This window comes from Aeromonas sp. FDAARGOS 1406, assembly GCF_019048565.1.
GTDB lineage: Bacteria > Pseudomonadota > Gammaproteobacteria > Enterobacterales > Aeromonadaceae > Aeromonas > Aeromonas caviae.
Map to the genome: position 1 here is coordinate 94,230 of NZ_CP077378.1, position 25,621 is coordinate 119,850.

Genomic DNA, 25,621 nt, shown 5'->3' on the forward strand with positions numbered 1-25,621 from the left:
GAACATGTTTGCACAAACCAAAACGATCTTAACACCGACCTACTTGCGCGAACGGATGGCACCACCAGCGCCAGTGAAACTCGATTTACGGCATGGTGTGATCCTCTATCTGGAAGATATCAACGTCAGTTTCGACGGTTTTAAAGCACTGAATAACCTCAACCTCTACATCAACAAAGGCGAACTGCGCTGCATTATCGGCCCGAACGGGGCAGGTAAAAGCACCATGATGGATGTTATTACCGGCAAAACACGCCCTGACACCGGCTCGGCGTGGTTTGGTCAGAACATCAACTTGTTGGAACTCGATGAACCGGCGATAGCTGAAGCAGGCATAGGTCGTAAATTCCAAAAACCAACCGTGTTTGAACCGCTTACGGTGGAAGAAAACCTTGAACTGGCCATGGCGGGGAATAAAGGCGTTTGGCAGACCTTTGTTAGCAAACTGTCTGGTGAAGATCGCGATCATCTTGAAGCAACGCTGCTGCTGATTGGTCTGGTTGCTGAGCGTCATCGCCAAGCGGGTGTGTTGTCGCACGGCCAAAAGCAGTGGCTGGAAATTGGCATGCTGCTGATGCAGCGCCCGGAATTGCTGCTTGTCGATGAACCGGTGGCAGGAATGACGCATCAGGAGATGGAACGCACCGCTGAACTGCTGAAACAGCTGGCGGGCAAACACTCCGTCGTGGTGGTGGAGCACGATATGGATTTCGTGCGCTCGATTGCCAATAAAGTCACGGTATTACATCAAGGCTCGGTGCTGGCGGAAGGCTCCATGAGTCAGGTGCAGGCTGATCCGAAAGTGATCGAGGTATATCTGGGGGAATCAGCATGCTGAAGTTATCCGGTATTAATCAATTTTACGGCCAATCGCACACGCTGTGGGATCTGGACATCGAGATCGCACAGGGTGAATGTCTCTGTTTGATGGGTCGTAACGGCGTGGGTAAAACCACGCTGTTGAATGTGTTGATGGGGCAATTGCCAGTTAAAAGCGGTCAGATTGAATTTGATGGTCAAGACATCAGCAAGTTTTCGGTCGAGCGGCGTGCGGAAATTGGCATCGGTTACGTACCGCAAGGTCGTCAGATTTTCCCACTGCTGACGGTCGAAGAAAATCTCAAGATCGGACTGCCTGCGCGTCGCGATAACAAGCGCCAGATCCCCGATCAGGTGTATGAACTGTTCCCTGTGTTGAAAGAGATGAAACAGCGTCGTGGTGGCGATTTATCCGGCGGTCAGCAGCAACAGCTCGCGATTGGTCGTGCGCTGGTGCTTGATCCGAAACTGCTGATTTTAGATGAACCCACCGAAGGTATTCAGCCGAACATCGTCAGTGAAATTGGCGACATCATCCGCAAACTCAACCGTGATATCGGCCTGACTGTGTTACTGGTCGAACAGAAACTGCCGTTTGCCCGCAAAGTCGGCGATCGCTTCTGCCTGCTCGATCGCGGTCGTCGTGTTGCTGACGGCCTGATGGCTGATCTCAACGAAGGGCTGATCAAGGAATATCTGACGGTATGACGATGCAACCGGCAGCGATAGCAACCATGCAAACCGGCTGGCAAGCGCATTTGTCGCTGGGGTTTTCTCGTCGCGGCAATCAGACCGTGCTGGCCGAACGACGCCAGTACGGCCCGCTGACCGTGCAACGACCATTCTACCCCGAAGGCATGCCTTGTCATCTCTACCTGCTGCATCCACCGGGTGGCGTGGTAGGTGGCGATGAGCTCGATGTGCAAATTAAGGTGGAACAGGAGGCGCATGCGCTGCTGACTACCCCTGGTGCCACCAAGTTTTATCGTAGCGCGGGGCCACAATCGAAGGTCACACAAACCTTCCAACTGGCGGAAGGTGCCGCTTTGGAGTGGCTACCGCAAGATAACATTCTGTTTCCCGGTGCCAATTTGCAACTGCAGAGCACCTTCCATCTGGAAAGTGATTCGCGATTGATCGCTTGGGAGTGCATCTCGCTTGGTCGGCCCGTCAATGAAGAGCGATTTTTGGAAGGGCAGTTACGCAGCCGTTGGCGCGTCTATCGTAACCAGCGGTTATGCCTGAATGAATCGTTGCGGGTGCTTGATGCCGCTGATCTCGAGCGCCGGGCAGGTTTAGCAGGCTATCCGCTGGTCGCGACCCTCATCGCATCGCCTTGTTCTGAAACAGAACGGGAACTGGTACGTGAATTACTGCAAGGCTACGCAGCACCGGCTGGCGTGACCTTACTCAATGACTTACTGATTGTGCGCTTGCTCGGCGCACACAACGAGCCGTTACAACAATTAATGCAGACGATTTGGCAAGCATTGCGCCCGACGGTGATTGGGTGCCCCGCATGTCGTCCGCGGATCTGGAATACCTGATTACGGTTTACAAGGAGAACAAGATGGATCTGACCCCTCGCGAAAAGGACAAGTTACTGCTGTTTACCGCCGCACTGGTGGCCGAGCGACGTAAAGCGCGTGGTTTAAAACTCAATCATCCGGAAGCGATTGCGCTGATCAGTGCTGCGATTTTGGAAGGGGCCCGTGATGGCCAGACGGTCGCCGAGTTGATGAATTACGGTCGCACCATTTTGACTCGCGATGAGGTGATGGATGGCATACCCGAAATGATCCCCGATGTGCAGGTCGAGGCGACATTCCCTGACGGCACCAAGCTGGTCACCGTTCATCAACCCATCATTTAAGGAGCGCCTATGATCCCCGGAGAAATTCAGGTTGCCGATGGTGAACTGCTACTCAACGAAGGCCGTGCGACGTTACAAGTGGCTGTTGCCAACACAGGCGATCGCCCGATCCAGATCGGCTCACATTACCACTTCTTTGAAACCAACCCTGCCTTGCAGTTTGACCGTGCTGCCACGCGCGGTTTTCGCCTTGATATTCCTGCTGGCACTGCGGTGCGTTTCGAACCGGGCCAGACCCGCACGGTCATGTTGGTGGCATACGCGGGGCGCCGCCATGTGTATGGTTTCCGTGGCGATGTGATGGGCCCGTTAGATGAAATTGCGCAAAGTGATCAGGGTGCACAGAACGAACAGGGAGTTCAGGCATGAGTATTATTTCCAGACAAGCCTATGCCGATATGTTCGGCCCAACCACGGGCGATCGGGTGCGGTTGGCTGACACCGAGTTATGGCTGGAGGTGGAAAAAGATTTCACCATTTATGGCGACGAAGTGAAATTCGGTGGTGGAAAAGTCATTCGCGATGGTCAGGGGCAGGGGCAAGCACTGAGCCGTGATTGCCTTGATTTGGTGATCACCAATGCGCTGATTATTGATCACTGGGGCATCGTCAAAGCCGATATCGGCGTTAAACATGGTCGTATCGCGGGCATCGGCAAAGCGGGTAACCCTGATGTGCAACCGGGCGTGACATTAGTGATTGGCCCGGGCACCGAAGTGATCGCGGGGGAAGGCTCTATTGTCACAGCGGGTGGCATCGACAGCCATATTCATTTCATCTGCCCGCAACAGATCGACGAAGCGCTCTGCTCTGGCGTGACCACCATGTTGGGTGGGGGCACAGGCCCGGCAACGGGCACCAACGCCACAACGTGTACGCCGGGCCCTTGGTATATGGCGCGTATGTTGGAAGCAGCAGAAAGTCTGCCGATGAACTTGGGTTTCCTCGGTAAAGGGAATGCCAGCTTACCCGATGCGCTGCATGAGCAGGTCGCCGCAGGTGCGATAGGCCTGAAACTGCATGAAGATTGGGGTTCTACCCCCGCATCGATTGATAACTGCCTGAATGTGGCGGAAGAAACCGACACGCAAGTGGCTATTCATACCGATACGCTCAACGAAAGCGGTTTTGTCGAAGACACACTGGCAGCAATTGGCGATCGCACTATTCACACTTATCACACCGAAGGTGCGGGTGGTGGGCATGCACCGGATATCATCAGAGCGTGCGGGCTGGCGAACGTGCTGCCGTCTTCTACGAACCCAACGCGCCCTTACACCGTGAATACCGTCGATGAGCATCTCGATATGTTGATGGTTTGCCACCATCTCGACCCCGCTATTCCTGAAGATGTGGCATTTGCGGAATCACGTATTCGTCGTGAAACTATTGCGGCGGAAGATATTCTGCATGACCTCGGCGCATTCTCGATGATTTCGTCCGATTCACAAGCAATGGGACGTGTCGGTGAGGTGATCACGCGCACATGGCAGACTGCGCACAAAATGAAAGTGCAACGCGGCAGCCTCGGTAGCGACCCAGCACGACATGACAATACGCGTATCAAGCGCTATATCGCCAAATACACCATTAACCCAGCCTTAGCGCACGGCATCAGCCATGAAGTCGGTTCGATTGAACCGGGCAAATTAGCCGATTTGGTGTTGTGGCGTCCGGCTTTCTTTGGTGTGAAACCTTCCATGATTTTGAAGGGAGGCATGATTGCCGCAGCACCGATGGGTGATGCCAATGCGTCTATTCCAACGCCACAACCGGTACATTTCCGCCCGATGTTTGGTGCGCTCGGTCGTGCGATGCATTCGACCCGCATGACGTTCCTGTCTGGCTTGGCTATTCGCTCTGGTTTGCCTGCGCAACTGGGATTAAACAGTCTGATTGGGGAAGTGAAGAACTGCCGCTCAGTGAAGAAAGCACACATGATCCACAACGACTGGCAGCCGCTGATTGAAGTCGACAGCCAGACCTATCAGGTGCGCGCCAATGGCGAATTACTGACGTGCGAACCGGCTGCGGTGTTGCCAATGGCACAGCGCTACTTTTTATTCTAGGCGAACTTGGGAACACAAAATGATTCGACTCACACAACGATTAACGACAGAAGAAGCAGCAGGAAAAGCGCTACTCACAACGCTGACACTGCCGATCGATCTGCGTATCAAAAGCCGCCTGAAAGTCACTTTAGATAATGGCGATGCAGCCGGTCTATTCCTGACTCGTGGTCAGCTATTACGTGGCGGCGAGTGTTTGACTGACGATGCTGGCGCAGTTGTCGTGATGGTAAAAGCCGCCGAAGAGCAGGTTTCCACGGTGCGCTGCAATGACCCGTTACTACTGAGTCGGATCTGCTATCACCTCGGTAATCGCCATGTACCGCTGCAAATCGAGGCCGGTTTTGCCCGTTATCAGCACGATTATGTGCTCGATGAGATGGTGGTTGGTTTAGGTGGCTCGGTTGCGGTTGAGCTTGCGCCATTTGAACCAGAGGCTGGCGCTTACCAATCGCAAGCGGGCGCAGGGCATCACCATCATCATAATGATCACGAACATGGTCACAACCATGATCATCTGCATGCTCACTCTCATGCAGCCAGTGCAGCGATCGTCGTGCCGATGCATGGTTTTTTGAAAACATCATAAGCAACTAATTAATAAGTAAAAAAAGGAATTTAATATGAACAAATCACGTATGACCACCGCAATCGCTCTGATGTTACTGGCTACACCTGCCTTTGCTCACCCTGGGCACATGGAGCACGGTTTTTCATCGGGGGTGTTGCATCCACTGACTGGCCTTGACCATTTGATGATGTTACTGAGCAGCGGCTTTCTGGCGGCATTAACGGGGCGTCGTTTATCGCTGCCATTATTGACCCTGCTGGCCATGGTGGTTGGTACTGGTGCGGGTGTGCTGCTGGGCGGCAATAATCTGGTGGAACCGCTGGTGCTGGCCTCGCTCTGGTTTGCGGGTGCCTTGGTGTTTGCGCCCAATCGTTTGTCAATAATGAGCTGGATGATACCTTGCTTTGCGCTGTTTCATGGTTGGGCGCATGGTGTTGAAGCGCCTGTCGGGCAAGTCGCGTTGTTCACTGCGGGGGCTGTGGTTTCATCGCTGGTGTTGCTGGCGGTGGGTTATGCGGTTGGCAGCAAAGCGAACCACATAGCATGGTTGAAAAAAGGCTGGGCAGCAGTGGTGTTTGCCTCGGCGTCAGCACTGTTGGCGGGTTAATTCATGATTTTTTCAGCGATCAATCAAACCTCGCCAGTCAGTTGGTTACAACTATTCCAATTGATGAGCCCTAATCTGCCAGTGGGTGGGTTTACCTATTCGCAAGGGCTGGAATGGGCGGTTGAAACGGGTTGGGTTAAAAACGCCGCTGAATTTGAACAATGGCTGACTGATCAAATGGACGAAGGGCTGGTCTATCTCGACTGGCCGCTTCTCAACCGCCTTTACGTTGCTGCCCGGCAAGACAATCTGACTGCTTTTGTAGACGCTATCGATTTGCTGGTAGCGAGCCGCGAAAGCGAAGAGTTTCGGTTGGAAGAGGGGCAGCGCGGTGATGCGTTTTACCGTGTGATCAAAGATTGGGGCATTTCAGGCAGTGCTGATATGGCCGTTCATCTGAAACGCTCACAGCTGGCCGGCATGGTGTGGTTTGGTGCAAAAAACAACCTGAGTGTCGAGCAACTAGCGTTGGGCTGGGGATTCGCGTTGCTGGAAGGTGCCGTCATGGCCGCCATTAAATTAGTGCCCATTGGTCAGCAAGCGGGTCAGACATTGCTTCGAAAATTATCCGCGCAACTGCCTGAAAAATACCAACGGGCTTGCACTGTGCAAGACGATGAGATCGGAGGCAGTTTAACCTGCCTCGCCATCGCCAGTGCATGCCACGAAATACAATACACGCGGTTATTCCGCTCATAATCAGATTGGAAAGGACACTCTTATGACTCAAACATCATCCCCATTACGAGTTGGCGTTGGCGGCCCTGTTGGTTCCGGCAAGACTGCGCTGTTAGAAGTATTATGTAAAAAGATGCGTGATCACTTTGAGATCGCCGTCGTCACTAACGATATCTACACCAAAGAAGATCAGCGAATTTTAACCGAAGCAGGCGCGTTACCTGCCGAGCGTATTGTCGGGGTGGAAACCGGTGGTTGCCCGCACACGGCGATCCGTGAAGATGCATCGATGAATCTGGCCGCTGTTGAAGCGCTCAGTGAGAAATTCGGCAATCTGGATGTCGTTTTCGTTGAGAGCGGTGGCGACAACCTGAGTGCCACCTTCAGCCCTGAATTAGCTGATATGACCATCTATGTGATTGATGTGGCGGAAGGCGAGAAAATTCCACGCAAAGGCGGGCCGGGCATTACCAAATCTGATTTATTAGTGATCAATAAAATCGATTTGGCCCCGTATGTTGGTGCGCGTTTAGATGTAATGGAATCAGACACCAACCGTATGCGCCCACAAAAACCGTGGACATTCGCCAATCTGAAAACCGGTCAGGGAGTGGATACCATCATCGATTTCATCGTGACACATGGCATGTTAACGCCAAAAGCATAAGTGCGACGAAGGCCCTGAAATTGTCTAAACGATTCAGGGCATTACGCGATGAGGTATCCTGATTTTCACAGACAGTCCCGATTGTTACGATGAGACAATCGGGGGTATTGAATGAAATCGAGAGAACACTATTCACCAGAGTTTCGGGCAGAGGCGGTTCGACTGGTGTTGGAGCAAGGCCTTGGCCAAGCTGAAGCCGCCAGAAGGTTGGGTATTGCCAAAGGCACACTGAGCAACTGGGTGGTCGCAGCCAAAGGAGGAAAGGATACATCGGCCATTCCCGGAGCGCGTTCTGTCGCCGAGCTGGAGGCTGAAGTGGCCCGGCTACGCAAAGCTCTCGCACAAGCCAACATGGAGCGCGACATCATAAAAAAGGCCGCCGCGTACTTTGCTCAGGAGTCACTGCCAAGTACGCGTGGATAGCCAACCAACAGGACATCTATCCCATTTCCGTTATCTGTCGTGTGCTGGAGGTCTCTCGTGCGGGCTTCTACCACTGGCGCCAGCGTCCACCGTCACAGCGCCAACAAGAAGATGAACGACTCAAGGTCGCCATTCGGGCTGCTCACAGCAAGACGCGCCAGACCTATGGCGCATCGCGTTTACAAGCTGAGTTGGCCGCCGAAGGATTTTACGCTGGGCGGGACCGGATTGGGCGATTGCGCCGTGAAATGGGGTTGTCTTGCAAACAAAAGCGCAAATTCAAGGCGACAACCCATTCTGCTCATTCCCTGCCCGTGGCGGAGAATCTCCTTGGTCAGGTCTTTGCGCCGACGAAGCCCAACGAAGTCTGGACCGGTGATCACCTATATTGCCACCGACGAAGGCTGACTTTATCTGGCTGGTCTCAAGGATGTGTTTACCTGTGAGATAGTGGGTTATGCGATGGGAGAGCGAATGACCACCGGGTTGGTCAGTCAGGCGCTGTTTCGGGCTGTGCAGCAGAAGAGGCCACCCGTTGGGCTTATTCATCACACAGACCGGGGCAGTCAGTACTGTGCCAAGGCTTACCGGGCTCTCCAGGTACAATTTGGCATGCAGACCTCCATGTCACGCAAGGGGAACTGCTTCGACAATGCCCCGATAGAAAGCTTCTGGGGGTCTCTTAAAAATGAACTGGTTCACCACCATAGATTCGAGACGAGAGCGGAGGCCAAGGCAGCGATTCAGGAATACATAGAGATTTTTTACAACCGCCAGCGTCGGCATTCACGACTTGGCAATGTCAGCCCGGCGGAGTTTAACAAGAGGTATTGGAGAACTGCTCAGGCTGCTTGATCCGGGACTGTCCGATCTTGTCAGGACACCTCAACCTGAACACTTTGCCCCTCCTTTCCGGAAACAGTGTTCAACATCCCGGAATCACTGTTCACACTCACCGGAATCATCCTTAACGCATTGATGTCACCGCCGATGTAAAAATGACCCACTAACGCCGGAGTAAAGTTGACCCACCTGGGCCAAGATCGTGGCTTTTGAGCCACGCCCATGTTGACCCAGGAGTTATCAGTGGAAATCAGAGTGTTGGCCCTGCGTATTCCGGTGAAGTTGAACAGTGATTCCGGCCAACGTGAACACCCTGATCCTTAACGCGCTCATGTCATCTCGTTTCTAACTCGACTGTTCAGATTGGGTCAACTCACTTCTCCTCTTTCTCATCGATTCTCCCTTCAGTGACAGCCGGTGAGCGTTGTGCATCAGCCGGTCCAGGATCGCATCTGCCAGGGGTGTTGTCCCCCAAGCTCGCGTACCACTCTTCCGTTGGTAGTTGACTGACCACTACCGTCGAGTATTTTCCATACCGATCATCCATGATCTGCCTGCTGGAGGCGTGATCCAAGCCAACATCCTGGCGGTAGTCCGGCCCACACTCAGCGTTTGAGCATTTGCAGCAATGGCGGTAAGGGAGACCGGAGTCGTCAGATATCTGCTTGAAAAAACGACATGTAGAAGTATCCAGTATTGTTGCCAGCTGGGTTGCTTTCTATGCTCTTGTGGTCAAATGACGCCAGCCGTCCATCGTATGATTCTTTGGACTGGGGCCAAGGGAGCGAACAAGGATACCGAATGGCAAATCCCAAAAGTCTGATATTCCAACTGCATAAACATTGGGACGTCATCGAAGCATTGGTTCGGGCTTCGCGGGAATGGCCTGCTTTCGATGAGGCGATGGTGCTGAGGCTAATTGGCAAGTCCAGCCGGGGCAGTGACAGCGAGCCTGAGTGTGGAGAAATCTTGCGCAGCCTATGTAGCAGCGATGTCCTGCAGTGGCTTGAGCGAACCGATACCCTGCAGGTCAACCCCTTGGTGCAAGAGTTTGCGCGGGGGCTGTTACGTGAGCATGAGTTAGGGCTTTCTGCCGTGCTCAAGGCGCGTATCGAGGCCATCAAACAAGCGACAGCACAAATACTGGAAGGTTCTGAACCACTCAATCCCGATTATTTGCGTCAGGGCTCAGCCAAGATGTCAGACCTGTTGCGGCAGATCAGTTTGCAATTGGATCAGGATCGCCATGCCATATTGGAGCTGGCCGAACAGGCTAAATCCGCGGATGCAGCCATGCCAATAGCGCAACGTTATCGCTCAGTGCTTGAAGCCTATGACCAGTATGTGGAGCCCATGAACGAGATGATGGACTCCGGGCTTGCGGGCAACTTCTATCCCTTTCTGGAGCAGGCGGAGAGGGCTCTGGATCGGGCTGTAGAGGCCATCACCATACAAGGTGGGCTTTATACCCACCAGTTACAGTTGCGTCAGGTTTCTTATCAAGCCAAGGAGTTGCAGCGGTTGGGAAGATTGGTAGCCCAGCAATGTGCCGCCACCTTGCTGCCGCTGCGTGAAGAGCTGCGCGAGCATAATGGCCTGTCTGCCGCCATCAGCCAGTTGTTGGGGCGTGTGCGCAAACGTGGCCTCACGCGAGCTCTGCCGTTGCGCAATACGAAGGGGGCCTTGCCTGTCTGGCGGCAGGAGCGACCGCGACGCGTTAGTGTAGGCTTCGAGGTCAAGGATTTTATGGCCAGCGCCCTGGCGTACATACCGGAACTCATCCGTTTCCCGACGGAGGTCCCCTTCGACGCCTCACTGGTTGAGCCCATTGATGACGAGACCCTCAAACAACACCTGCAAGAGAGCCTGCCAGTGGAGAACCTGATGCTCTGGTTGCTACAGCATTATGGCGAGCAGCCGGATGCCACCTTGTTGCGACTCTACCACGAACTGGTGCGTGAGCCTCTTTGGCTGGCGAGCCTTCACCCAGATAGCACCACAACGGATTTGCAAGAGGTGCTGGTCAGTTATCACCCCAACAGGATCCAGAGATCATGATTACCTCTATTTCGCATCTGGAGTCGCTCGGTGCCCTGAGTGAGCTGTTTCGCCTGTTCAACAGCGGCAAGCACCTCAACCGGGTGGCGGAGCCTGCCCTGTGGGCCGAGCTGGAGCGGTGTCAGGAAAGCTATCAGGCTATTTTTGCCGCCCTGGGGTTTGAGCTTAAAGTCGAGCCACGTGGCTATGCCTGGTTTCATATCGAGGAGTCCGGCAGCCAAGCCAGCAAGACTAGCAAGCGCCTGGCGTTGTTATGGATGTGCTTGTTTGATACCCAGGCTGATGAGGGCAGACCCTTGTCCCGCTTTACGGAGTGGCGGGTAGACAAGGCCTTGCTGGCCAAGGCTCACGAGCATCATCAGGAGATCCTTGAGGCCGAGGGGTTGGAGCTGGATGGCTTCATCGCGTTGCTGGACAGCGCGGTCAAGCTCGGATTTGCGTTGTCACTTAACGGTTATTGGCAGTTATTGCCGGCGGTCTATCGCTATCTGGAACACTTCGAATCGTTGAGCGCATCTGGCCAAGACGATTCATTCGATGAGCCGCAGGGTGGCGAGGAAGATGAATCGGCAGAGGTGGGTTTGGATGAGGAGGAGGAAGCATGATCCAGTACGGGTTTGAGCGTCTGGTATTGTTGGGCAGTGCCGGGTATCAGAGAGCCGAGTTGCCGCTGGATGCTGCCGTCTCACTCATCGCCCCCAATAACACAGGTAAAACCAGCCTCATCAACGCGCTGCAGTTTTTATTGATCATCGACCAGCGACGCATGGACTTTGGCGCCCACGATCTGGAGAAGTCCAAACGATTCTACTTCCCCAACAACAGCGCCTACATACTGCTGGAAGCCTGTCTGCCAGAAACGGGGACCGTGGTGCTGGGATGTGTCGGCAAGGGGGTTAGCCATGACTATCAGTACTTTGCCTACAAGGGAGCGTTGGATCTGGATGATTATCGGTTGGACGGCGGCGCTCTGGTGGCGGAGCCCCAACTGGTAAACCACCTGGCCACGCGCCAGCGGCTGGTGTTTGTCTACAAGAGTCCCAATGATTTTCGCGATGCCCTGTATGGTGGTCGTCGCAAGCGGGCCGCCAGCGAGCCCGATTTCACCCTCTTTCATCTGGAGCATCAATCGGATGCTGCTGCCTATCGACAGGTCCTCACTCGTACCTTACGGCTGGATAGGCTCACCTCGGCCGATGTCAAAAATTATCTGTTGGAAATCTTCAAACGGGACTTGTCGGATGCGGCCATCGACTTTCGGCAAGAGTGGGAAAAGGCATTTAGCGAGGTCAATAGTGAACGGGCTCAGTATCAGGCGGCGGTCAATCAGTCTGCACGGATCCTGAGCTTGGCCAAACAAGTGCAAGAGCGTTTGACGCTCAGAGGCAAGCTCATCGTCTGGTGCCCACAGATAGAAGAAGACCTCAAGCAGTGGCACTCCTACTATGAGTCCACAGCAGAGGAATTGGCAGCCAAGGTGTTGCAATGCGAGACGGCACAAAAGCAATCGGGGAGCCGTATTCAGGAGCTGAGTGTCGAACGGCTCGTAAAACAGCAGTCCCATACTCAGCTGCTGGCGCTCAATCAGCAGCAAGCGGAGCTGGAGCGTCGGTTTACCCTGCTTTCGGGACGTGAGCAACTTGAAACACAGCTGGCGGCGGTCAAGGAGAATTTGGAGGCTCAGATCACCCTGCTGGGGCAGGTCAAGAGCCGCAGCGTAGAGGACATAAGGCGAGATTTACGTCGGCAACAGCAGTTGTCGATGAGCCTGCATCGGCAGCAGGAGACCTTGACCGACAATCTCTATCGACACATGGCTGATCATCTGAGTGAAGAGGAGTTACTGCGACTAAACCGGGTGCTCCAGGCCGGAGTGATGCAGCTAGGACCGGCAGATTTCGAACTGGATATGCCCCGGTTGAAACAACAGTTGTCACAGACGCCGGGCGAGACGCTGATGCTGGCTGGCCTGCGCATCAACCTTCATCGGTTGCATCCCCAGTTTCAGCAACTCAGTGAAGCCGAGCTGAAGGAGCAGATCAGGGATACCGACAGGCATATCGCCAGTTTGGAGGTGCAGCAGCAAACAGCCGAGCAGCGCCACCAGGCCGAGGCACACAAGCAACGATTAGAGCAGGAGCAGCAACAACTGCGGCAGGAGCTGGCCGACTTCGACACCTGGCAGCATCTATTGGCCCAGAGTGACCAGCGAGCAGAGCAATTGATAGCCCATGAACAAGAGCTGGATAGGCTACAGGCCGAGCTGGCAGCGATTAACCAGCAGCAATTGAGCTTGGTTGATCAACTCAATGCTTTGCGACAAGCGCAGATGCGACTGGATGATGAGCATAACGGCATCGTCACCATGCGTAACCAGCGCGAGGATCAGGGGCCAGAATTCGGTTATCTGGAATCTCTTTCCTACCATCCCTGGCTCGGGGGAGCCACCAGAACGCTGGATACCCTATATACCCGTTTGCAAGAATTCCAGACCGATAGTCGTCAATTGTTGGCGTTGAACAGCGCGTTGCAGCGCGGTTTGCAGGATTTGCACGCTGGCGGACTCACCAAGTATGAACACTGCCCGACTCAGGACGAGGAGTGGAGTCGGATCCTCGATTTCCATCAGATGTTGCCAAAAGAAGCCGAGGCATTGGAGAAGAAGGCCCGCAGTGCCGTGATCAATGTCACCGCCAGCCTGAAACAGCTCAGACAGGGGCTGAATGCTTTTAAGGCGCAGATGCGGGGCTTTAACCGGCTGGTGAGTCAGCGTCAACTGTCCGACCTCAGGGTTTTCAAAATCGAGCCCAGGGATGAAGCACACCTGGTGGAAGCCATCGAAATTCTGCTCGATAAGTCCGCTCAGGTGGAGACGGGGGAGAGCTTCGATCTGTTTAATCAGCAAAGCGTGCTGGATGATGTGCGATTGGATCGCGCCAAACAGACCTTGTTTGATGAGGGCAATGCCCGGCAAGGGCTCCGTGTCGCCGATCTGTTTCGCCTGGAGTTTGTGATAGGTAAGCAGGATCAGCAGGAGGAGTCCTTCACCGAGATAGACAGTGCGGCCTCCAACGGCACCGTATTGATGGCCAAGCTGGTGACCGGGCTGGCCATGCTCCACCTGATGCATCACAAGAACAAGCGCATCCGTACCATCTGTTATCTGGATGAGGCGCTGGCGCTGGATACCCGCAACCAGAAAAATTTGATCGATGTGGCGGCAGAATTCGGTTTTGCCCTGATCTGCGCCTCGCCAGCTCCGTTGACCACGGCACGCTATTGCGTACCTATCCATCACCATGCCGGCAAGAACCATATCAATCGGCAGAGCTGGCTGGTCCTTGCTCCCAAGGAGCGACCATGAGCCGTAGTTTGATCGCCGCCTTGCGCAAATTGCGCCAAGCCCCTGGAGGAGGGCTTGCCAGCTCTCAATTGAGCGAGGGGCAGCGACGTGAGCTGAGCAGCTTTGCCCGCGCTACCGGCAGCATACAGATGCGGCCCGAGGGCAGGGGAGTCGTATTTGAGATAAGGCTGCCCGCCGTGGTGGAACACCAGTGGCGACAACTGGTGCCAATAGAGCAAGCCGAATTGGTCGATGGTCTGCCACGCCGAGCGCGTAACATCGCCGCAACTCGCCGTAGCAAGGGGGCAGATCATGGGCATGAGTTCAGCTATCTGCTGTTAAAGGCCGGTCCCGGTCAGGTGGCGTGGCGAGACGATAAAGACAACCGGCTGGACTTGCGACTGAGCACCGATCAACTGGGCGTCGCCGCTCTGACTGTGCACGCCGACAGCACCTGGTATACCGAACATCCGCTATGGCTTGTGGAAAATCAGGCGCTGTTTGACCAGCTGGACTGGCTACCCTGCGCCCAGCCCGCCAGTGTTGCTTATTACAGTGGCCAATTGCCCAACACATTGTTGGATTGGCTCGCCTTGCGCCAGCGGGCGCCTGCGATCCACTTCTTTCCCGACTACGACGGAGTGGGTCTGCTCAACTTTGCCCGGCTTCGCAGCCGTCTTGGCCACAGCGTGGCCCTGTGGTTGATGCCCGAGTGGCCATCTCGTCTCGAGCGTTTCGGTTGTACCACGCTTTGGCAGGATACCCAGCGCGAATTCAACGCCATGCTGGCACACCCTGCGACAGCCGATTTCGACGTGGAAGTGAAGCAATTGATCCGGTCAATGCAAGCCAGCGGGATGGCGCTGGAGCAGGAAGCCGTGTGGTTGTGAGGAACTGCCCCGTCCGTCTCGCCTGCCTCTTATCTGTCTATTAGTTTGAAAATATCTGCTTGAAAATACGACATGTGCAAAACCCCAGTATCGAAGCGGCTTTGCTCGAACGATATAGTCATCTGGGTTTTAACTGATGACTTGGGAGATAAAGGATGAAGGCGGCGACACGGCATGATTGGCAAGGGTTACAACCATTGCATCGAGATGCGCTCACCCTTCCGCTGAGCCTGCGCTTTCGCGATGAGCAGATGGCCAACATCCGACAGGGATTTATCCCTCCGGCGATGGAGTACAAATGGTTCTGCTATTTCGAAGGAGAAACTCTCCACCTATACCGGAGCTGGACGGGGAGCAAGGCGGCGGAAGTGCTCTTTGTTCGTGACAGTGAAGGTTGGTGGCTGGCATCGAGAATGCGGTTGTCGCTGGATCCTGATCATTTCGGCTGGTCTTTGGAGGAGGCCAAATCGATCATCGAAAGCGAAATTGCCTTTTATGCCGCCGGGCAAGTCCCCGCCGATGGCTTTGCGCAGATGCTGCAAACGGCGTCCCAAGCGGGTTATTTCGGCTCGCCCAGCGTCGTGCATGAATTGCTGTTTCCCTTCTTCCATTGTCTGCTCTGCAAGGGGGTGTCGCCGCATATCGAGGGCATCCCAGCGCGAAGCGTTGCCGATGTTGTGGAGGAAAAATAAACGGGTAACGCGTGCGATCAGCAGGCAGACCGGGGAGGTGCACGGCCTGGAGGCGTGGCGCACGGCGGAGCAACTTGGCAAGGCCCTCATCCATTACTTCGAGTTGGATGAGGGGTGGCACGCAGGGGAAGATCTCGCCTTCACGCTCAGTGAGGGGCTGGCTGCCGTCGGCATTCAGGTATCCGAGGTGATCCTGGCCTTTATCCATGCGCCATCTCCCACGCTGGACGGCCTCATTCAGTATTTGAAGGTGATACAGGACTTTGTGGTCAGCGTCATGATGGGCACTAACAGCGCCTATTACCCGGATCTGGTGTTGGCGGATTTCAGCTGGGCGCGTCGCAATGAGTTTGCGGCCCAAGGCCGCGCCATGAGCCACGCGCGTGCGGACGAAGAAGACGTCGAATAGGAAGATGAGCCAACCCCGGGGACCGCATACCATCCCAGCCCGTCGACAAGCTCGACGCCATGCTCAAAGGTGCGGCCGACAAGCCTGTGAACGTCGCCATCCAACGGGATTTTTAATAAACATTCTGCTCAGTTGAGCATCAGCAGGCGGGAGTGTGAGTCACCATCGGTTTCCATGAAAACGGGCGTGTTAGCCTGTTGCACAGTAGTGGCCAGCATAGGCATTGACGCGATTATCGTGGTTATCGCCGGGCAAAAGCACTATTCGCACCACTTACATCTGCCTTTCAAGCACGCTTAAGGAGTATTCATGCAAATCAGCCAGTGGACTACGGAGATCATTGTCATCAGCGTCATCATTGCAATCGCTTGCTGCGTGATTGGCTACTTTGTGGCGGCGCTGCGCCACGGCAACCGGCTCGGTCAGCTCACTAGCCAACTGGGGCAGGCACAGCAGGCACAGGGCTTGCTGACACAGCAATTGGCACAGGCTCAGGAGCAGCTCAAGGCGGCGGAACAACAATGTTATGGGCAGCAGGTGGAGGCCGGCAAGGTGCAGACCCAGCTAGAGGGTGCCAAAGAGCAGCTGCAAGAGTTGGCGACGCAATTGAGCGAACGTAAGGCTGCCAGCGAGGCCTTGCAGCAGCAGTTGAGCGCGGCCAAGGAGCAGCAACATGACGCGGAGAAGCGTCTGGAGACGGCACAGGCCGAAAACCGTGGTCAGAAAGAGCAGATCGCTGACTTGCGTGAACGCTTGAATCTGGCTGATGGGCAAAACCGAGCAGCCCATGATGAGATCAGCCAGCTCAAGGATAAGTTGGCCAATGAAGGCAAACATGCGCAATCCCTGCAGAGCGCGGAGCGCGAAGTCCGTGAACAACTGGTGGATGTCAAACAGACCCTGAAAGAGCGTGAGAACGCCATTCTCGGCCTGCAGGAGCGGTTGCATCAGGTTGATAACGAACACACCGAGCTCAAAACCACGCTGCAAAAGCGGGAAGAGCACTTCCAGGAGCAGCTGGGTCAACTTGCCGATGCCAAGAAGACACTGGCACAGGAGTTTGAAAACCTCGCCAACAAGATTTTCGACGAGAAGGGCAAGGCGTTCACTCAGAGCAGCCAGATCGGGATCGATAGCCTGCTCAAGCCATTTCGCGAGCAGATCGAAGGATTCCAGAAACGGATCAACGAGGTGCACGATGTCTCGGTGCAAGGCAGCGCTCAGCTCAATGCCGAGATCCGGAAGGTGCTGGAAATTGGTCTGAATATGAGCAAGGAGGCCAACAACCTCACGTCGGCCCTCAAGGGCGATTCCCAGCAGCGCGGAGCCTGGGGGGAAGCGCAACTGCGCCGCACACTGGAGATGAGTGGCCTGATTGAAGCGGCCCACTACGAAGTGCAGAGCAGCTTCAAGGATGCGGAAGGCAAGCACAAGCAGACCGACTATCTGATCAAACTGCCGGATGGCAAACACATCATCATCGACAGCAAGGTTTCTTTGGTGGCTTATGATCGGGCGGTAGCGGCCGAGAGCCCAGAGGCGTATCAGCTGGCGATGGCAGAGCATCTCAAAGCGGTGCGCAAGCATATCGACGATCTGGCATCGAAGGATTACATAAACTTGATTGGCATGCACAGCCCCAGCTTTGTGCTGATGTTCATGCCGATTGAACCCGCCTATATCGAAGCGTTGAAGCACAACAAGGATTTGTTCGAGTATGGATACAACAAGGGCATCGTACTGGTCTCACATACGACCCTGATCCCCATCCTGCGCACGGTATCAAATCTGTGGATGATCGAACGCAGCAATACGGAGGCCCGCGAGATCAGTGAAAAAGCCGGCGACATCTACAACCAGGTCTGCCTTGTTGCCGAACGTCTGAGCAGCTTGGGCGGCACGCTCAACACTGCCAGCAATCACTACAACAACACGGTCAAGGCGCTGGTGGGCAAGCAAGGGCTGTATGGCAAAGTGGAGAGATTCAACAAACTCTCGGCGAAGGCCAGCAAGACACTGCCGCAACTGGACGCCATGCATATGGACTTCGAACAGGATCGGTTGTCATTGATCGTCGAGGCTCTGGAAGAGCCCGGCACGATTGCCATAGAGGAAACGGCGCCGACGGCATAGTCGTTTAACGATGCAGATCGCGTAAAACAATCAAGGCGCTACACAGGCGCCTTGATTGTCTGGGTTGCAACCCATTGCCATCGTCGTCCAGCAGACCCCGCCGATAAACGCCGGCTCGGTGATCAGACACCCCGCATCTGCTCCAAAATGCGACATGTGTATGTAACCAGTATCGGCATGGGTATTGAGGCGGCATATACTGGACCCGCTTGAAGAGAGTCCCAGTCAGCCCCAACCAAGGAGCATGTTTATGTCACCTTCGTTACCCCCGCTCGGCGTATTAGCTGGTGCCCTGTTACTGCTGGTGGTCCAGAGTGCCGGGGCCGCCGACTGTACCTATCGCAAAGACAGCCTCGGTAATACCCGCTACCAGTGTGATGATGGCAATAGCGGCACCCTGCGCAAGGACAGTCTCGGCAACGTCAGGGATTCGCAAAGCGGCACCACCTGGCGCAAAGACTCTCTCGGCAATGTGCGCAGCAGCGAAGGCACCACTTACCGCAAAGATAGTCTAGGCAATGTACGGGTCAGCAATCCCAGCACCGGCGAGACCGTCACCTGGCGTAAAGATAGCCTCGGCAACCTGCGGTCCTCCAATGGCACAACTTGTCGCACCAACTCCTTGGGGCAAGTTAGATGTGATGGGCAGAGCACACCGCCAGCAGTGTTGGGCGCAAAGTGAACCCAGACTGTGGTTCTGATCTATTAGACCGCCATGATGAATCGCTGACGCAGCGTACATCTTGGCCAAATAGTAGAAATGATCGATTTGGTGATCTGGCTTCATAGAGCTACCGTGCTCTCAGGCTTAGAATAACACTCTTTTTGATAGCATGAACTGAGCGCCGTTAGGGTCAATAGAGCATTTATGAATAGCGAAGAAGGTGCCAGTTGGCCTTCCCGTACTGCGGATTGTCTGAAATGGCACTGACTCGATTTTTTTACCCCTAACTCTCTGTTAATCTGAGCGTTTTCTGCTAGGGAAGGTGCGAACAAGTCCCTGATATGAGATCATGTTTGTCATCTGGAGCCATGGAACAGGGTTCATCATGAGTCATCAGCTCACCTTCGCCGACAGTGAATTCAGCAGTAAGCGCCGTCAGACCAGAAAAGAGATTTTCTTGTCCCGCATGGAGCAGATTCTGCCATGGCAAAACATGGTGGAAGTCATCGAGCCGTTTTACCCCAAGGCTGGTAATGGCCGGCGACCTTATCCGCTGGAAACCATGCTACGCATTCACTGCATGCAGCATTGGTACAACCTGAGCGATGGCGCGATGGAAGATGCTCTGTACGAAATCGCCTCCATGCGTCTGTTTGCCCGGTTATCCCTGGATAGCGCCTTGCCGGACCGCACTACCATCATGAATTTCCGCCACCTGCTGGAGCAGCATCAACTGGCCCGCCAATTGTTCAAGACCATCAATCGCTGGCTGGCCGAAGCAGGCGTCATGATGACCCAAGGCACCTTGGTCGATGCCACCATCATTGAGGCACCCAGCTCGACCAAGAACAAAGAGCAGCAACGCGATCCGCAGATGCATCAGACCAAGAAAGGCAATCAGTGGCACTTTGGCATGAAGGCCCACATTGGTGTCGATGCCAAGAGTGGCCTGACCCACAGCCTAGTCACCACCGCGGCCAACGAGCATGACCTCAATCAGCTGGGTAATCTGCTGCATGGAGAGGAGCAATTTGTCTCAGCCGATGCCGGCTACCAAGGGGCGCCACAGCGCGAGGAGCTGGCCGAGGTGGATGTGGACTGGCTGATCGCCGAGCGCCCCGGCAAGGTAAGAACCTTGAAACAGCATCCACGCAAGAACAAAACGGCCATCAACATCGAATACATGAAAGCCAGCATCCGGGCCAAGGTGGAGCACCCATTTCGCATCATCAAGGGAAGGTGCGAATAAGTACCCTATGAGCCAAAACTAAAAAGTTTAGCTATTTAATATCAATAATTTAGAATGGTGTGTTTTTGTGCCAAGTGACTTGTTAGCACCTTCCCTAGATCTGTACAAACTGGCGATGTTATTCACGCTGGCCAACCTGTTTCGGGCGTACCAAATGATACGTCAGTGGGAGAGATCTCACTAAAAACTGGGAATAACGCCTTAAATGGCGAAGAAACGGTCTAAATAGGCTGATTCAAGGCTTTTACGGGAGAAAAAATCGGCTCAAACATGAAGAAATGAAATGACTGAGTCAGCCGAGAAGAATTTCCCCGCTTATTCGCACCTTCCCTAGCATTAATATACTCAAATGGTGAATAGTAAACAGAGAGCTTTTGATCTTTATATAGTGCCAACTGCTGTAACCATGGTTCATCCGTGAATGACTGTATTGCTTGCGAAAATTTATTCAGATCCATATATACTCCAAAATTACACATAAAAATCATGCAACAGGTTATGCAACCAAAAAGTATTGGCGCAACACTCCTTTTGTAGCAAAAGTTGATTATCTAGCCGCAAAATATCAACCATTCGTTTAGATGATGGAAAGAAAAACAACATGCCACCACCCTGTTCAGCCAACCTTTTATAGGATGAATCAAATAATTCATATTGCAAGTCATCAAATCGCTCGCGAAGAAGTACTGTTTTTAGTACCAATCCACTTAGCGAATCGCTCTTCTCCAAGACCATTACCGCAGTGTCTGATACAACATAAAAATGCTCTTCCAAATTTCTCACGGATGTAAAGTTATCGACCAACGAATGCAGTATTGGATAAACAACCCTCCCTATCTCTCCGATACCTGACAATCCACTGCGCAATACCATACGCTCCAAAAAGTGCTCATGCAGATATAGTCGACTGACATAATGTGTATACGCAGATCGCTGATTACCTTTAAAAAACTGCCTGGAATCGTAAAAACATACGGATATTTTCGCGACAGAACCAACACCATCAACATCTTCGTATTCACTCGACAAAGAGGCGAGTTCAATTTTTTGGTGCCAACTATTACGCTGCTGAGACGTTACCTTATGAATTAACAGTTCTCCCCGGAATTTAATAACCTCATCGATATAACGGAGGAATTTCTTCTTAGTTTTGATAAGGGGGGAACCAGACTCGGATACCGGCCTAAAGGTTGTTTCAAGTTCGTCCCATCTATGCCCTACCCGACGCATGGCTCCTTTGACTACCGCTTTGGCTTCCGATTGATGCATCATGCACTCCATAGCTACATATTTCGCAAGCAGGCTACCACCAGATAGATATGCAGTCAACATGTACACACTTTGTTTTGTGCAATGCAAAAGGTGGAGGGTTTTCGCTAGTAAAACATGAGGCAGGCTATCTTAGCCCTATCTAACAAACAATATTGAATGCACTTTACAACTACACCATTTCCGAGTTAGCATAGCCATACACTCTGACTGGAGATATATCAGATGAACGATCGATTAGCCTTGATAAGTGAACTGCCCCGAAAGTTCGATTTAACACTACCGGACAGCTTCAATTTGGACCGCTACTGTTATTTTTTTTGTGGTGCGCTCAGTGAGTTATACAAATCAGCCACAGGAGAAAATGTCTATAACTGGCCATGGAATGGCAGTGATGAGCAGATAATGCTGATCCGCAAGACACCTCTTTGGGTTGTATTTAATGACATTTACAGATATGCGGAATTCGGTGATACCGAATCACTCTACTTTGATGGTAAACAATGGTCATTCAGCGACGAATCTATTCTGTTTGCGATGGAGTGGATATCCGCCATTAACATGTTAAGAGAAACAACAGACCAGACAGTTGATGTCAATATAGGGAAATTCCTTATTCATAAATTTTTGGCACGATTCAAACTTGATGGGCATTCATTCAAGCATGAACATGTCGATTACAACATCACCCATGATTGTGCACACATCTATCTACCCATGATGCACAGCACAGGCCTTAATATTTTTGAGGTTGGGCTGTTAGCCGGTGTATCCAACCTGCGAACAATTAGAAATGCGACGTATGACAAAAATGCTCCTCTGCAGGTTATCAAAGAAGGACACTCGGTCTATGTCGATATCAATGAAGCCAGACGCTGGCTTCCAGGTCGCCGTGGATTCGTTCCAACTCCTGGTGTCAATTATGCTGAAAAGGTTGATGTTTATCCATCATGCTGACCATAAGTGAAATATTCCAACCTACCGTGTCATATTTTGGCTTACATGACTCCATAATATGGCAGATGAGAGGTTCGGATGTATTTGGCATTCATCTTTTCGCCTTCTATCATAGAGCCGAAATTACATTGGGCACATTCAATGCGCGACAGCTGGTAACACAGATAAAACAACACATTGAGATGTACCATCAGGATGGCCTAATCCGGCACTACCATCTGGCCCAGTTTACTATTGAAAGATCATTAAGCGCAGAGGATATCCACCTGTATCTACAAAACCTGCAACCAAATGACCGTGAACTTTTACGCTTTACCTTATATTCCGGATATGGAATTGACGAAGCCAAGCAACTGACATGGGTACAGGTTAATGACATCTGGCACAGCCTGTCCCCCATACTCCAGACGCTGGTAAACAAACAGATGCGCAACACGCAAAGTGAATTATTGTTTTCAACTGCCACGACGCAGGGTTATAGGCTACCCGCACTGTCGGCAACTGATGTTCTATCAGCCACAGGGAACAGTCATCAGTCGCTTGTAGCCAGCTTCAACTTACACTTGGTTGCCCAAGCAGCGTGTCAGGCCGACACTATCCGACTGCAATTGGGCATTAAGGGGATCTAGGGAAGGTGCGAACAAGTCCCTGATATGAGATCATGTTTGTCATCTGGAGCCATGGAACAGGGTTCATCATGAGTCATCAACTTACCTTCGCCGACAGTGAATTCAGCAGTAAGCGCCGTCAGACCAGAAAAGAGATTTTCTTGTCCCGCATGGAGCAGATTCTGCCATGGCAAAACATGGTGGAAGTCATCGAGCCGTTTTACCCCAAGGCTGGTAGTGGCCGGCGACCTTATCCGCTGGAAACCATGCTACTCATTCACTGCATGCAGCATTGGTACAACCTGAGCGATGGCGCGATGGAAGATGCTCTGTACGAAATCGCCTCCATGCGTCTGTTTGCCCGGTTATCCCTGGATAGCGCCTTGCCGGACCGCACCACCATCATGAATTTCCGCTACCTGCTGGAGCAGCATCAACTGGCCCGCCAATTGTTCAAGACCATCAATCGCTGGCTGGCCGAAGCAGGCGTCATGATGACTCAAGGCACCTTGGTCGATGCCACCATCATTGAGGCACCCAGCTCGACCAAGAACAAAGAGCAGCAACGCGATCCGCAGATGCATCAGACCAAGAAAGGCAATCAGTGGCACTTTGGCATGAAGGCCCACATTGGTGTCGATGCCAAGAGTGGCCTGACCCACAGCCTAGTCACCACCGCGGCCAACGAGCATGACCTCAATCAGCTGGGTAATCTGCTGCATGGAGAGGATCAATTTGTCTCAGCCGATGCCGGCTACCAAGGGGCGCCACAGCGCGAGGAGCTGGCCGAGGTGGATGTGGACTGGCTGATCGCCGAGCGCCCCGGCAAGGTAAGAACCTTGAAACAGCATCCACGCAAGAACAAAACGGCCATCAACATCGAATACATGAAAGCCAGCATCCGGGCCAAGGTGGAGCACCCATTTCGCATCATCAAGCGACAGTTCGGCTTCGTGAAAGCCAGATACAAGGGGTTGCTGAAAAACGATAACCAACTGGCGATGTTATTCACGCTGGCCAACCTGTTTCGGGCGGACCAAATGATACGTCAGTGGGAGAGATCTCACTAAAAACTGGGAATAACGCCTTAAATGGCGAAGAAACGGTCTAAATAGGCTGATTCAAGGCATTTACGGGAGAAAAAATCGGCTCAAACATGAAGAAATGAGATGACTGAGTCAGCCGAGAAGAATTTCCCCGCTTATTCGCACCTTCCCTAGATGAAGAAAATAGCAGGTAAGGTAGAAGGTATCGTTGAAGTTGATCGCTTCAATCTCCATGAGTTATCGGCTGCACTGCGCCATTTTTCCGAAGCAGCAGAACAGCTCAATGATGCATTAACGCTCAACGGTATAAACCAGAGAAAACAGGCAGACCAGGACAAAACCAGCATGGAACAATGGCTTCTTATGAGCACCATCCAACATAAAGAGCATGAGTGATGGCAGCTTAATCACCACACATCAGCTCGAAAAACATCCATAATGATCAAGAGAGAGAACATTCACGATGAGTATCTCCCATGCAGTACAACAAGCTCTGGATTATTTTTCCAATAGCCCAGAATGGTTCGAAATGGTCAATCAAACGAAAAAAGTTGCTGGATTCCGCCTCAAAGGTATCTATCCATTAGCCTTGATACTGGAGAATCAGGGCATCACAATTTTTGTGCAACAAGGGAGCTGGCTCTCGAACCCAACCTTGCGGATACTCCAACGAACAGATTATCAACCAGAACAAACTCGCAATAGTAATTTGAAATCTTGCGCCCCTGAACTGTACGAAGGACATGCAGCAGCCTGTATCAAAGTTCCAGATCTCGCGGCTCTACAAGAGCTATGCCGGATCTATGCACGCTGAAAATTTGAACCTGCAAAGTGGCAGTTACTTTGTGGTTACTAAGCAATATATTGTCGCCAATGAACAATGATATTATCGAACCTTGCAGCCCACCTCATTTGCTTCTGATCCCAGCGGGCCGCCAGATAGGGTTTGAGGGTCTGCAGGGTGGTGATCTCGGCCAGCTGGGCAGTCAGGTGGTCGATATCACGCAGCAAATAGTCCCGATGTTCGGCAAAGGCCTGCTCGGTCTTTTTCTTGGATGATTGCTTGAATTTGTGCAGCACCGCGCCCATTAGCCCGTCTTGCCCGCCGTAGTAGCTGACTTCGAGCTCGCGTAGCTGGCGTTTCAGCATCGGGTTGAGGTAAGCGAGGTTCTCGTCACTGAGCAGGTTATCGAACTCGGGCAGGTGGGTGTGGGCCAGCTGCAACAGGGTGAACATCTCTTTGTTTTCCCAGGCCTGGCTGAGTTGGCCCATGATGCGGGTCTTTTCCGCCTGCTTGACGGGGTCGGGTTCCCGGTCCGGGTGCAGCGCCAGGGCGAGCTTGCGATAGAGCTGCTTGAGGCTGGTTTTGCTGAACAACTGTTAGATGCGCGCCTCTTCCTCTTGCTCACGACGGGTGCGCGCGTGGGCAAAAGCATCTTGCTGCTCAGTGCCGAAGAGAGGCTCATCGGCAAACAACTCATCATCGTCGAAGCGGGCATCCTCTTCTTTATCGACGGTGTTGCACTCTTCGGCCATATGCTGGCGCGCCGCATTCATCATGTACTCGTTCAACCGATCGGGGTTTTTGAGCATCTCGCGCAAGGTATCGATGTCATCGGGGCAGTGGCCACAAGTCTCCATCAGCATCTGGGTAAGAACGTCACACTGATAGTCGAGCTGTTCGTCATCCATGTGCAGGGCGGTATTGGTTGCGTATTCCGGCGAAGTTGAACAGCCATTCCGGCCAACGTGA

At 53.1% G+C, this 25,621-nt stretch carries 27 protein-coding genes and 3 pseudogenes; 25 read left to right on the forward strand and 5 right to left on the reverse strand.

Annotated features, from left to right (window positions below):
- The first annotated feature begins 55 nt into the window (after window positions 1–55).
- The 11 genes and pseudogenes from urtD to I6L36_RS00495 all read left to right on the forward strand — a co-directional run bounded on the left by urtD (window position 56) and on the right by I6L36_RS00495 (window position 8,562).
- Window positions 56–838 carry an urea ABC transporter ATP-binding protein UrtD gene (gene urtD / locus I6L36_RS00445; RefSeq protein ID WP_319026223.1) on the forward strand — a complete coding sequence of 261 codons (783 nt, stop codon included), beginning with the start codon at window positions 56–58 and terminating at the stop codon, window positions 836–838.
- Window positions 832–1,527, forward strand: coding sequence for an urea ABC transporter ATP-binding subunit UrtE (gene urtE, locus I6L36_RS00450; protein WP_053288395.1), 696 nt, complete (start codon window positions 832–834; stop codon window positions 1,525–1,527). The genes urtD and urtE overlap by 7 nt, the downstream gene beginning before the upstream one ends.
- A complete protein-coding gene (locus I6L36_RS00455; protein ID WP_053288396.1) occupies window positions 1,524–2,366 on the forward strand; it encodes an urease accessory protein UreD in 843 nt (280 codons plus the stop codon). The genes urtE and I6L36_RS00455 overlap by 4 nt, the downstream gene beginning before the upstream one ends.
- A gap of 23 nt (window positions 2,367–2,389) precedes the next feature.
- Complete coding sequence (locus I6L36_RS00460) at window positions 2,390–2,692, forward strand: urease subunit gamma (RefSeq protein WP_053288397.1); 303 nt, start codon at window positions 2,390–2,392, stop codon at window positions 2,690–2,692.
- A 9-nt stretch (window positions 2,693–2,701) separates the two neighbouring features.
- The gene (locus I6L36_RS00465) at window positions 2,702–3,061 is read left to right on the forward strand and encodes an urease subunit beta (RefSeq protein WP_053288398.1); all 360 of its coding nucleotides are present in this window, start codon (window positions 2,702–2,704) and stop codon (window positions 3,059–3,061) included.
- Window positions 3,058–4,761 carry an urease subunit alpha gene (gene ureC / locus I6L36_RS00470; RefSeq protein WP_053288399.1) on the forward strand — a complete coding sequence of 568 codons (1,704 nt, stop codon included), beginning with the start codon at window positions 3,058–3,060 and terminating at the stop codon, window positions 4,759–4,761. Before I6L36_RS00465 ends, ureC begins: the two co-directional genes overlap by 4 nt.
- Window positions 4,762–4,780: 19 nt before the next feature.
- On the forward strand, window positions 4,781–5,350 hold the full coding sequence (ureE, locus tag I6L36_RS00475) for an urease accessory protein UreE (protein ID WP_109112776.1): 570 nt from the start codon (window positions 4,781–4,783) through the stop codon (window positions 5,348–5,350).
- A gap of 34 nt (window positions 5,351–5,384) precedes the next feature.
- Window positions 5,385–5,939: a HupE/UreJ family protein gene (locus I6L36_RS00480; protein ID WP_197970407.1), complete on the forward strand. Its 555-nt coding sequence runs from the start codon at window positions 5,385–5,387 to the stop codon at window positions 5,937–5,939.
- A 3-nt stretch (window positions 5,940–5,942) separates the two neighbouring features.
- Window positions 5,943–6,638, forward strand: coding sequence for an urease accessory protein UreF (locus I6L36_RS00485; RefSeq protein WP_109112777.1), 696 nt, complete (start codon window positions 5,943–5,945; stop codon window positions 6,636–6,638).
- A gap of 22 nt (window positions 6,639–6,660) precedes the next feature.
- The gene (gene ureG, locus I6L36_RS00490; RefSeq protein ID WP_053288401.1) at window positions 6,661–7,284 is read left to right on the forward strand and encodes an urease accessory protein UreG; all 624 of its coding nucleotides are present in this window, start codon (window positions 6,661–6,663) and stop codon (window positions 7,282–7,284) included.
- Between the two features lie 111 nt (window positions 7,285–7,395).
- Window positions 7,396–8,562 (forward strand): annotated as a pseudogene (locus I6L36_RS00495) (IS3-like element ISAeme20 family transposase).
- A gap of 333 nt (window positions 8,563–8,895) precedes the next feature.
- Here I6L36_RS00495 and istB read toward each other — a convergent pair.
- Window positions 8,896–9,103: pseudogene (gene istB / locus I6L36_RS00500) on the reverse strand (IS21-like element ISAs29 family helper ATPase IstB); the annotation flags it as partial.
- A gap of 248 nt (window positions 9,104–9,351) precedes the next feature.
- Between istB and I6L36_RS00505 the strand changes: the two are divergent.
- The 9 genes and pseudogenes from I6L36_RS00505 to I6L36_RS00545 all read left to right on the forward strand — a co-directional run.
- The gene (locus I6L36_RS00505; protein WP_103858836.1) at window positions 9,352–10,608 is read left to right on the forward strand and encodes a hypothetical protein; all 1,257 of its coding nucleotides are present in this window, start codon (window positions 9,352–9,354) and stop codon (window positions 10,606–10,608) included.
- Window positions 10,605–11,213, forward strand: a complete 609-nt coding sequence (locus tag I6L36_RS00510; RefSeq protein ID WP_005330555.1) for a hypothetical protein — start codon at window positions 10,605–10,607, stop codon at window positions 11,211–11,213. The genes I6L36_RS00505 and I6L36_RS00510 overlap by 4 nt, the downstream gene beginning before the upstream one ends.
- On the forward strand, window positions 11,210–13,972 hold the full coding sequence (locus I6L36_RS00515; protein WP_005330554.1) for a hypothetical protein: 2,763 nt from the start codon (window positions 11,210–11,212) through the stop codon (window positions 13,970–13,972). Before I6L36_RS00510 ends, I6L36_RS00515 begins: the two co-directional genes overlap by 4 nt.
- A complete protein-coding gene (locus I6L36_RS00520; protein ID WP_021140990.1) occupies window positions 13,969–14,841 on the forward strand; it encodes a hypothetical protein in 873 nt (290 codons plus the stop codon). Before I6L36_RS00515 ends, I6L36_RS00520 begins: the two co-directional genes overlap by 4 nt.
- 155 nt (window positions 14,842–14,996) lie before the next feature.
- A complete protein-coding gene (locus I6L36_RS00525) occupies window positions 14,997–15,533 on the forward strand; it encodes a hypothetical protein (RefSeq protein ID WP_109113030.1) in 537 nt (178 codons plus the stop codon).
- Between the two features lie 37 nt (window positions 15,534–15,570).
- Window positions 15,571–15,942, forward strand: coding sequence for a hypothetical protein (locus I6L36_RS00530; RefSeq protein ID WP_162540652.1), 372 nt, complete (start codon window positions 15,571–15,573; stop codon window positions 15,940–15,942).
- Window positions 15,943–16,251: 309 nt separating this feature from the next.
- Window positions 16,252–18,075 carry a DNA recombination protein RmuC gene (gene rmuC / locus I6L36_RS00535; protein WP_109113028.1) on the forward strand — a complete coding sequence of 608 codons (1,824 nt, stop codon included), beginning with the start codon at window positions 16,252–16,254 and terminating at the stop codon, window positions 18,073–18,075.
- A gap of 250 nt (window positions 18,076–18,325) precedes the next feature.
- Entirely contained in the window at window positions 18,326–18,757 is a 432-nt protein-coding gene (locus I6L36_RS00540; protein ID WP_021140579.1) for a hypothetical protein, read from the forward strand.
- A 367-nt stretch (window positions 18,758–19,124) separates the two neighbouring features.
- Window positions 19,125–19,973, forward strand: a pseudogene (locus I6L36_RS00545) (IS5-like element IS5 family transposase); the annotation flags it as partial.
- Window positions 19,974–20,209: 236 nt separating this feature from the next.
- On the opposite strand, the gene I6L36_RS00550 reads toward I6L36_RS00545, so the two are convergent.
- Window positions 20,210–20,446 carry a hypothetical protein gene (locus I6L36_RS00550; protein WP_111897077.1) on the reverse strand — a complete coding sequence of 79 codons (237 nt, stop codon included), beginning with the start codon at window positions 20,444–20,446 and terminating at the stop codon, window positions 20,210–20,212.
- A gap of 13 nt (window positions 20,447–20,459) precedes the next feature.
- Window positions 20,460–21,320 carry a hypothetical protein gene (locus I6L36_RS00555; RefSeq protein ID WP_141116502.1) on the reverse strand — a complete coding sequence of 287 codons (861 nt, stop codon included), beginning with the start codon at window positions 21,318–21,320 and terminating at the stop codon, window positions 20,460–20,462.
- Between the two features lie 162 nt (window positions 21,321–21,482).
- Between I6L36_RS00555 and I6L36_RS00560 the strand changes: the two genes are divergently transcribed.
- From I6L36_RS00560 to I6L36_RS00580, 5 genes are all read left to right on the forward strand, one after another.
- Window positions 21,483–22,214 (forward strand): hypothetical protein, encoded by a 732-nt coding sequence (locus I6L36_RS00560; RefSeq protein ID WP_119197635.1) that lies wholly within the window; start codon window positions 21,483–21,485, stop codon window positions 22,212–22,214.
- Window positions 22,208–22,843 carry a hypothetical protein gene (locus tag I6L36_RS00565; protein WP_119197636.1) on the forward strand — a complete coding sequence of 212 codons (636 nt, stop codon included), beginning with the start codon at window positions 22,208–22,210 and terminating at the stop codon, window positions 22,841–22,843. The genes I6L36_RS00560 and I6L36_RS00565 overlap by 7 nt, the downstream gene beginning before the upstream one ends.
- A gap of 68 nt (window positions 22,844–22,911) precedes the next feature.
- Window positions 22,912–23,892 carry an IS5-like element IS5 family transposase gene (locus I6L36_RS00570; RefSeq protein ID WP_216986924.1) on the forward strand — a complete coding sequence of 327 codons (981 nt, stop codon included), beginning with the start codon at window positions 22,912–22,914 and terminating at the stop codon, window positions 23,890–23,892.
- Between the two features lie 150 nt (window positions 23,893–24,042).
- Window positions 24,043–24,264 (forward strand): hypothetical protein, encoded by a 222-nt coding sequence (locus tag I6L36_RS00575; RefSeq protein ID WP_113736276.1) that lies wholly within the window; start codon window positions 24,043–24,045, stop codon window positions 24,262–24,264.
- Window positions 24,265–24,331: 67 nt separating this feature from the next.
- Window positions 24,332–24,682 carry a hypothetical protein gene (locus I6L36_RS00580; RefSeq protein WP_162629666.1) on the forward strand — a complete coding sequence of 117 codons (351 nt, stop codon included), beginning with the start codon at window positions 24,332–24,334 and terminating at the stop codon, window positions 24,680–24,682.
- Window positions 24,683–24,720: 38 nt separating this feature from the next.
- Here the strand turns inward: I6L36_RS00580 and I6L36_RS00585 are convergent, their stop codons facing one another.
- Together I6L36_RS00585 and I6L36_RS00590 are read right to left on the reverse strand one after the other, a co-directional pair.
- Window positions 24,721–25,245, reverse strand: coding sequence for a J domain-containing protein (locus I6L36_RS00585; protein WP_113736275.1), 525 nt, complete (start codon window positions 25,243–25,245; stop codon window positions 24,721–24,723).
- Between the two features lie 3 nt (window positions 25,246–25,248).
- Window positions 25,249–25,560: a hypothetical protein gene (locus I6L36_RS00590; protein ID WP_113736274.1), complete on the reverse strand. Its 312-nt coding sequence runs from the start codon at window positions 25,558–25,560 to the stop codon at window positions 25,249–25,251.
- Between the last annotated feature and the right edge of the window lie 61 nt (window positions 25,561–25,621).

Bases quoted from the DNA above. Each gene is read 5' to 3' on its own strand.
- urtE (WP_053288395.1), top strand. From the start codon at position 832: ATGCTGAAGTTATCCGGTATTAATCAATTTTACGGCCAATCGCACACG.
- ureE (WP_109112776.1), top strand. From the start codon at position 4,781: ATGATTCGACTCACACAACGATTAACGACAGAAGAAGCAGCAGGAAAA.
- I6L36_RS00505 (WP_103858836.1), top strand. From the start codon at position 9,352: ATGGCAAATCCCAAAAGTCTGATATTCCAACTGCATAAACATTGGGAC.
- I6L36_RS00520 (WP_021140990.1), top strand. From the start codon at position 13,969: ATGAGCCGTAGTTTGATCGCCGCCTTGCGCAAATTGCGCCAAGCCCCT.
- urtD (WP_319026223.1), top strand. From the start codon at position 56: ATGGCACCACCAGCGCCAGTGAAACTCGATTTACGGCATGGTGTGATC.
- I6L36_RS00455 (WP_053288396.1), top strand. From the start codon at position 1,524: ATGACGATGCAACCGGCAGCGATAGCAACCATGCAAACCGGCTGGCAA.
- I6L36_RS00460 (WP_053288397.1), top strand. From the start codon at position 2,390: ATGGATCTGACCCCTCGCGAAAAGGACAAGTTACTGCTGTTTACCGCC.
- I6L36_RS00565 (WP_119197636.1), top strand. From the start codon at position 22,208: ATGCTGACCATAAGTGAAATATTCCAACCTACCGTGTCATATTTTGGC.
- I6L36_RS00580 (WP_162629666.1), top strand. From the start codon at position 24,332: ATGAGTATCTCCCATGCAGTACAACAAGCTCTGGATTATTTTTCCAAT.
- I6L36_RS00540 (WP_021140579.1), top strand. From the start codon at position 18,326: ATGTCACCTTCGTTACCCCCGCTCGGCGTATTAGCTGGTGCCCTGTTA.
- I6L36_RS00515 (WP_005330554.1), top strand. From the start codon at position 11,210: ATGATCCAGTACGGGTTTGAGCGTCTGGTATTGTTGGGCAGTGCCGGG.
- I6L36_RS00485 (WP_109112777.1), top strand. From the start codon at position 5,943: ATGATTTTTTCAGCGATCAATCAAACCTCGCCAGTCAGTTGGTTACAA.
- I6L36_RS00575 (WP_113736276.1), top strand. From the start codon at position 24,043: ATGAAGAAAATAGCAGGTAAGGTAGAAGGTATCGTTGAAGTTGATCGC.
- I6L36_RS00555 (WP_141116502.1), bottom strand. From the start codon at position 21,320: ATGTTGACTGCATATCTATCTGGTGGTAGCCTGCTTGCGAAATATGTA.
- I6L36_RS00480 (WP_197970407.1), top strand. From the start codon at position 5,385: ATGAACAAATCACGTATGACCACCGCAATCGCTCTGATGTTACTGGCT.
- I6L36_RS00560 (WP_119197635.1), top strand. From the start codon at position 21,483: ATGAACGATCGATTAGCCTTGATAAGTGAACTGCCCCGAAAGTTCGAT.
- ureC (WP_053288399.1), top strand. From the start codon at position 3,058: ATGAGTATTATTTCCAGACAAGCCTATGCCGATATGTTCGGCCCAACC.
- I6L36_RS00570 (WP_216986924.1), top strand. From the start codon at position 22,912: ATGAGTCATCAACTTACCTTCGCCGACAGTGAATTCAGCAGTAAGCGC.
- I6L36_RS00550 (WP_111897077.1), bottom strand. From the start codon at position 20,446: ATGGATCTGAATAAATTTTCGCAAGCAATACAGTCATTCACGGATGAA.
- ureG (WP_053288401.1), top strand. From the start codon at position 6,661: ATGACTCAAACATCATCCCCATTACGAGTTGGCGTTGGCGGCCCTGTT.
- I6L36_RS00525 (WP_109113030.1), top strand. From the start codon at position 14,997: ATGAAGGCGGCGACACGGCATGATTGGCAAGGGTTACAACCATTGCAT.
- rmuC (WP_109113028.1), top strand. From the start codon at position 16,252: ATGCAAATCAGCCAGTGGACTACGGAGATCATTGTCATCAGCGTCATC.
- I6L36_RS00510 (WP_005330555.1), top strand. From the start codon at position 10,605: ATGATTACCTCTATTTCGCATCTGGAGTCGCTCGGTGCCCTGAGTGAG.
- I6L36_RS00465 (WP_053288398.1), top strand. From the start codon at position 2,702: ATGATCCCCGGAGAAATTCAGGTTGCCGATGGTGAACTGCTACTCAAC.
- I6L36_RS00590 (WP_113736274.1), bottom strand. From the start codon at position 25,560: ATGGATGACGAACAGCTCGACTATCAGTGTGACGTTCTTACCCAGATG.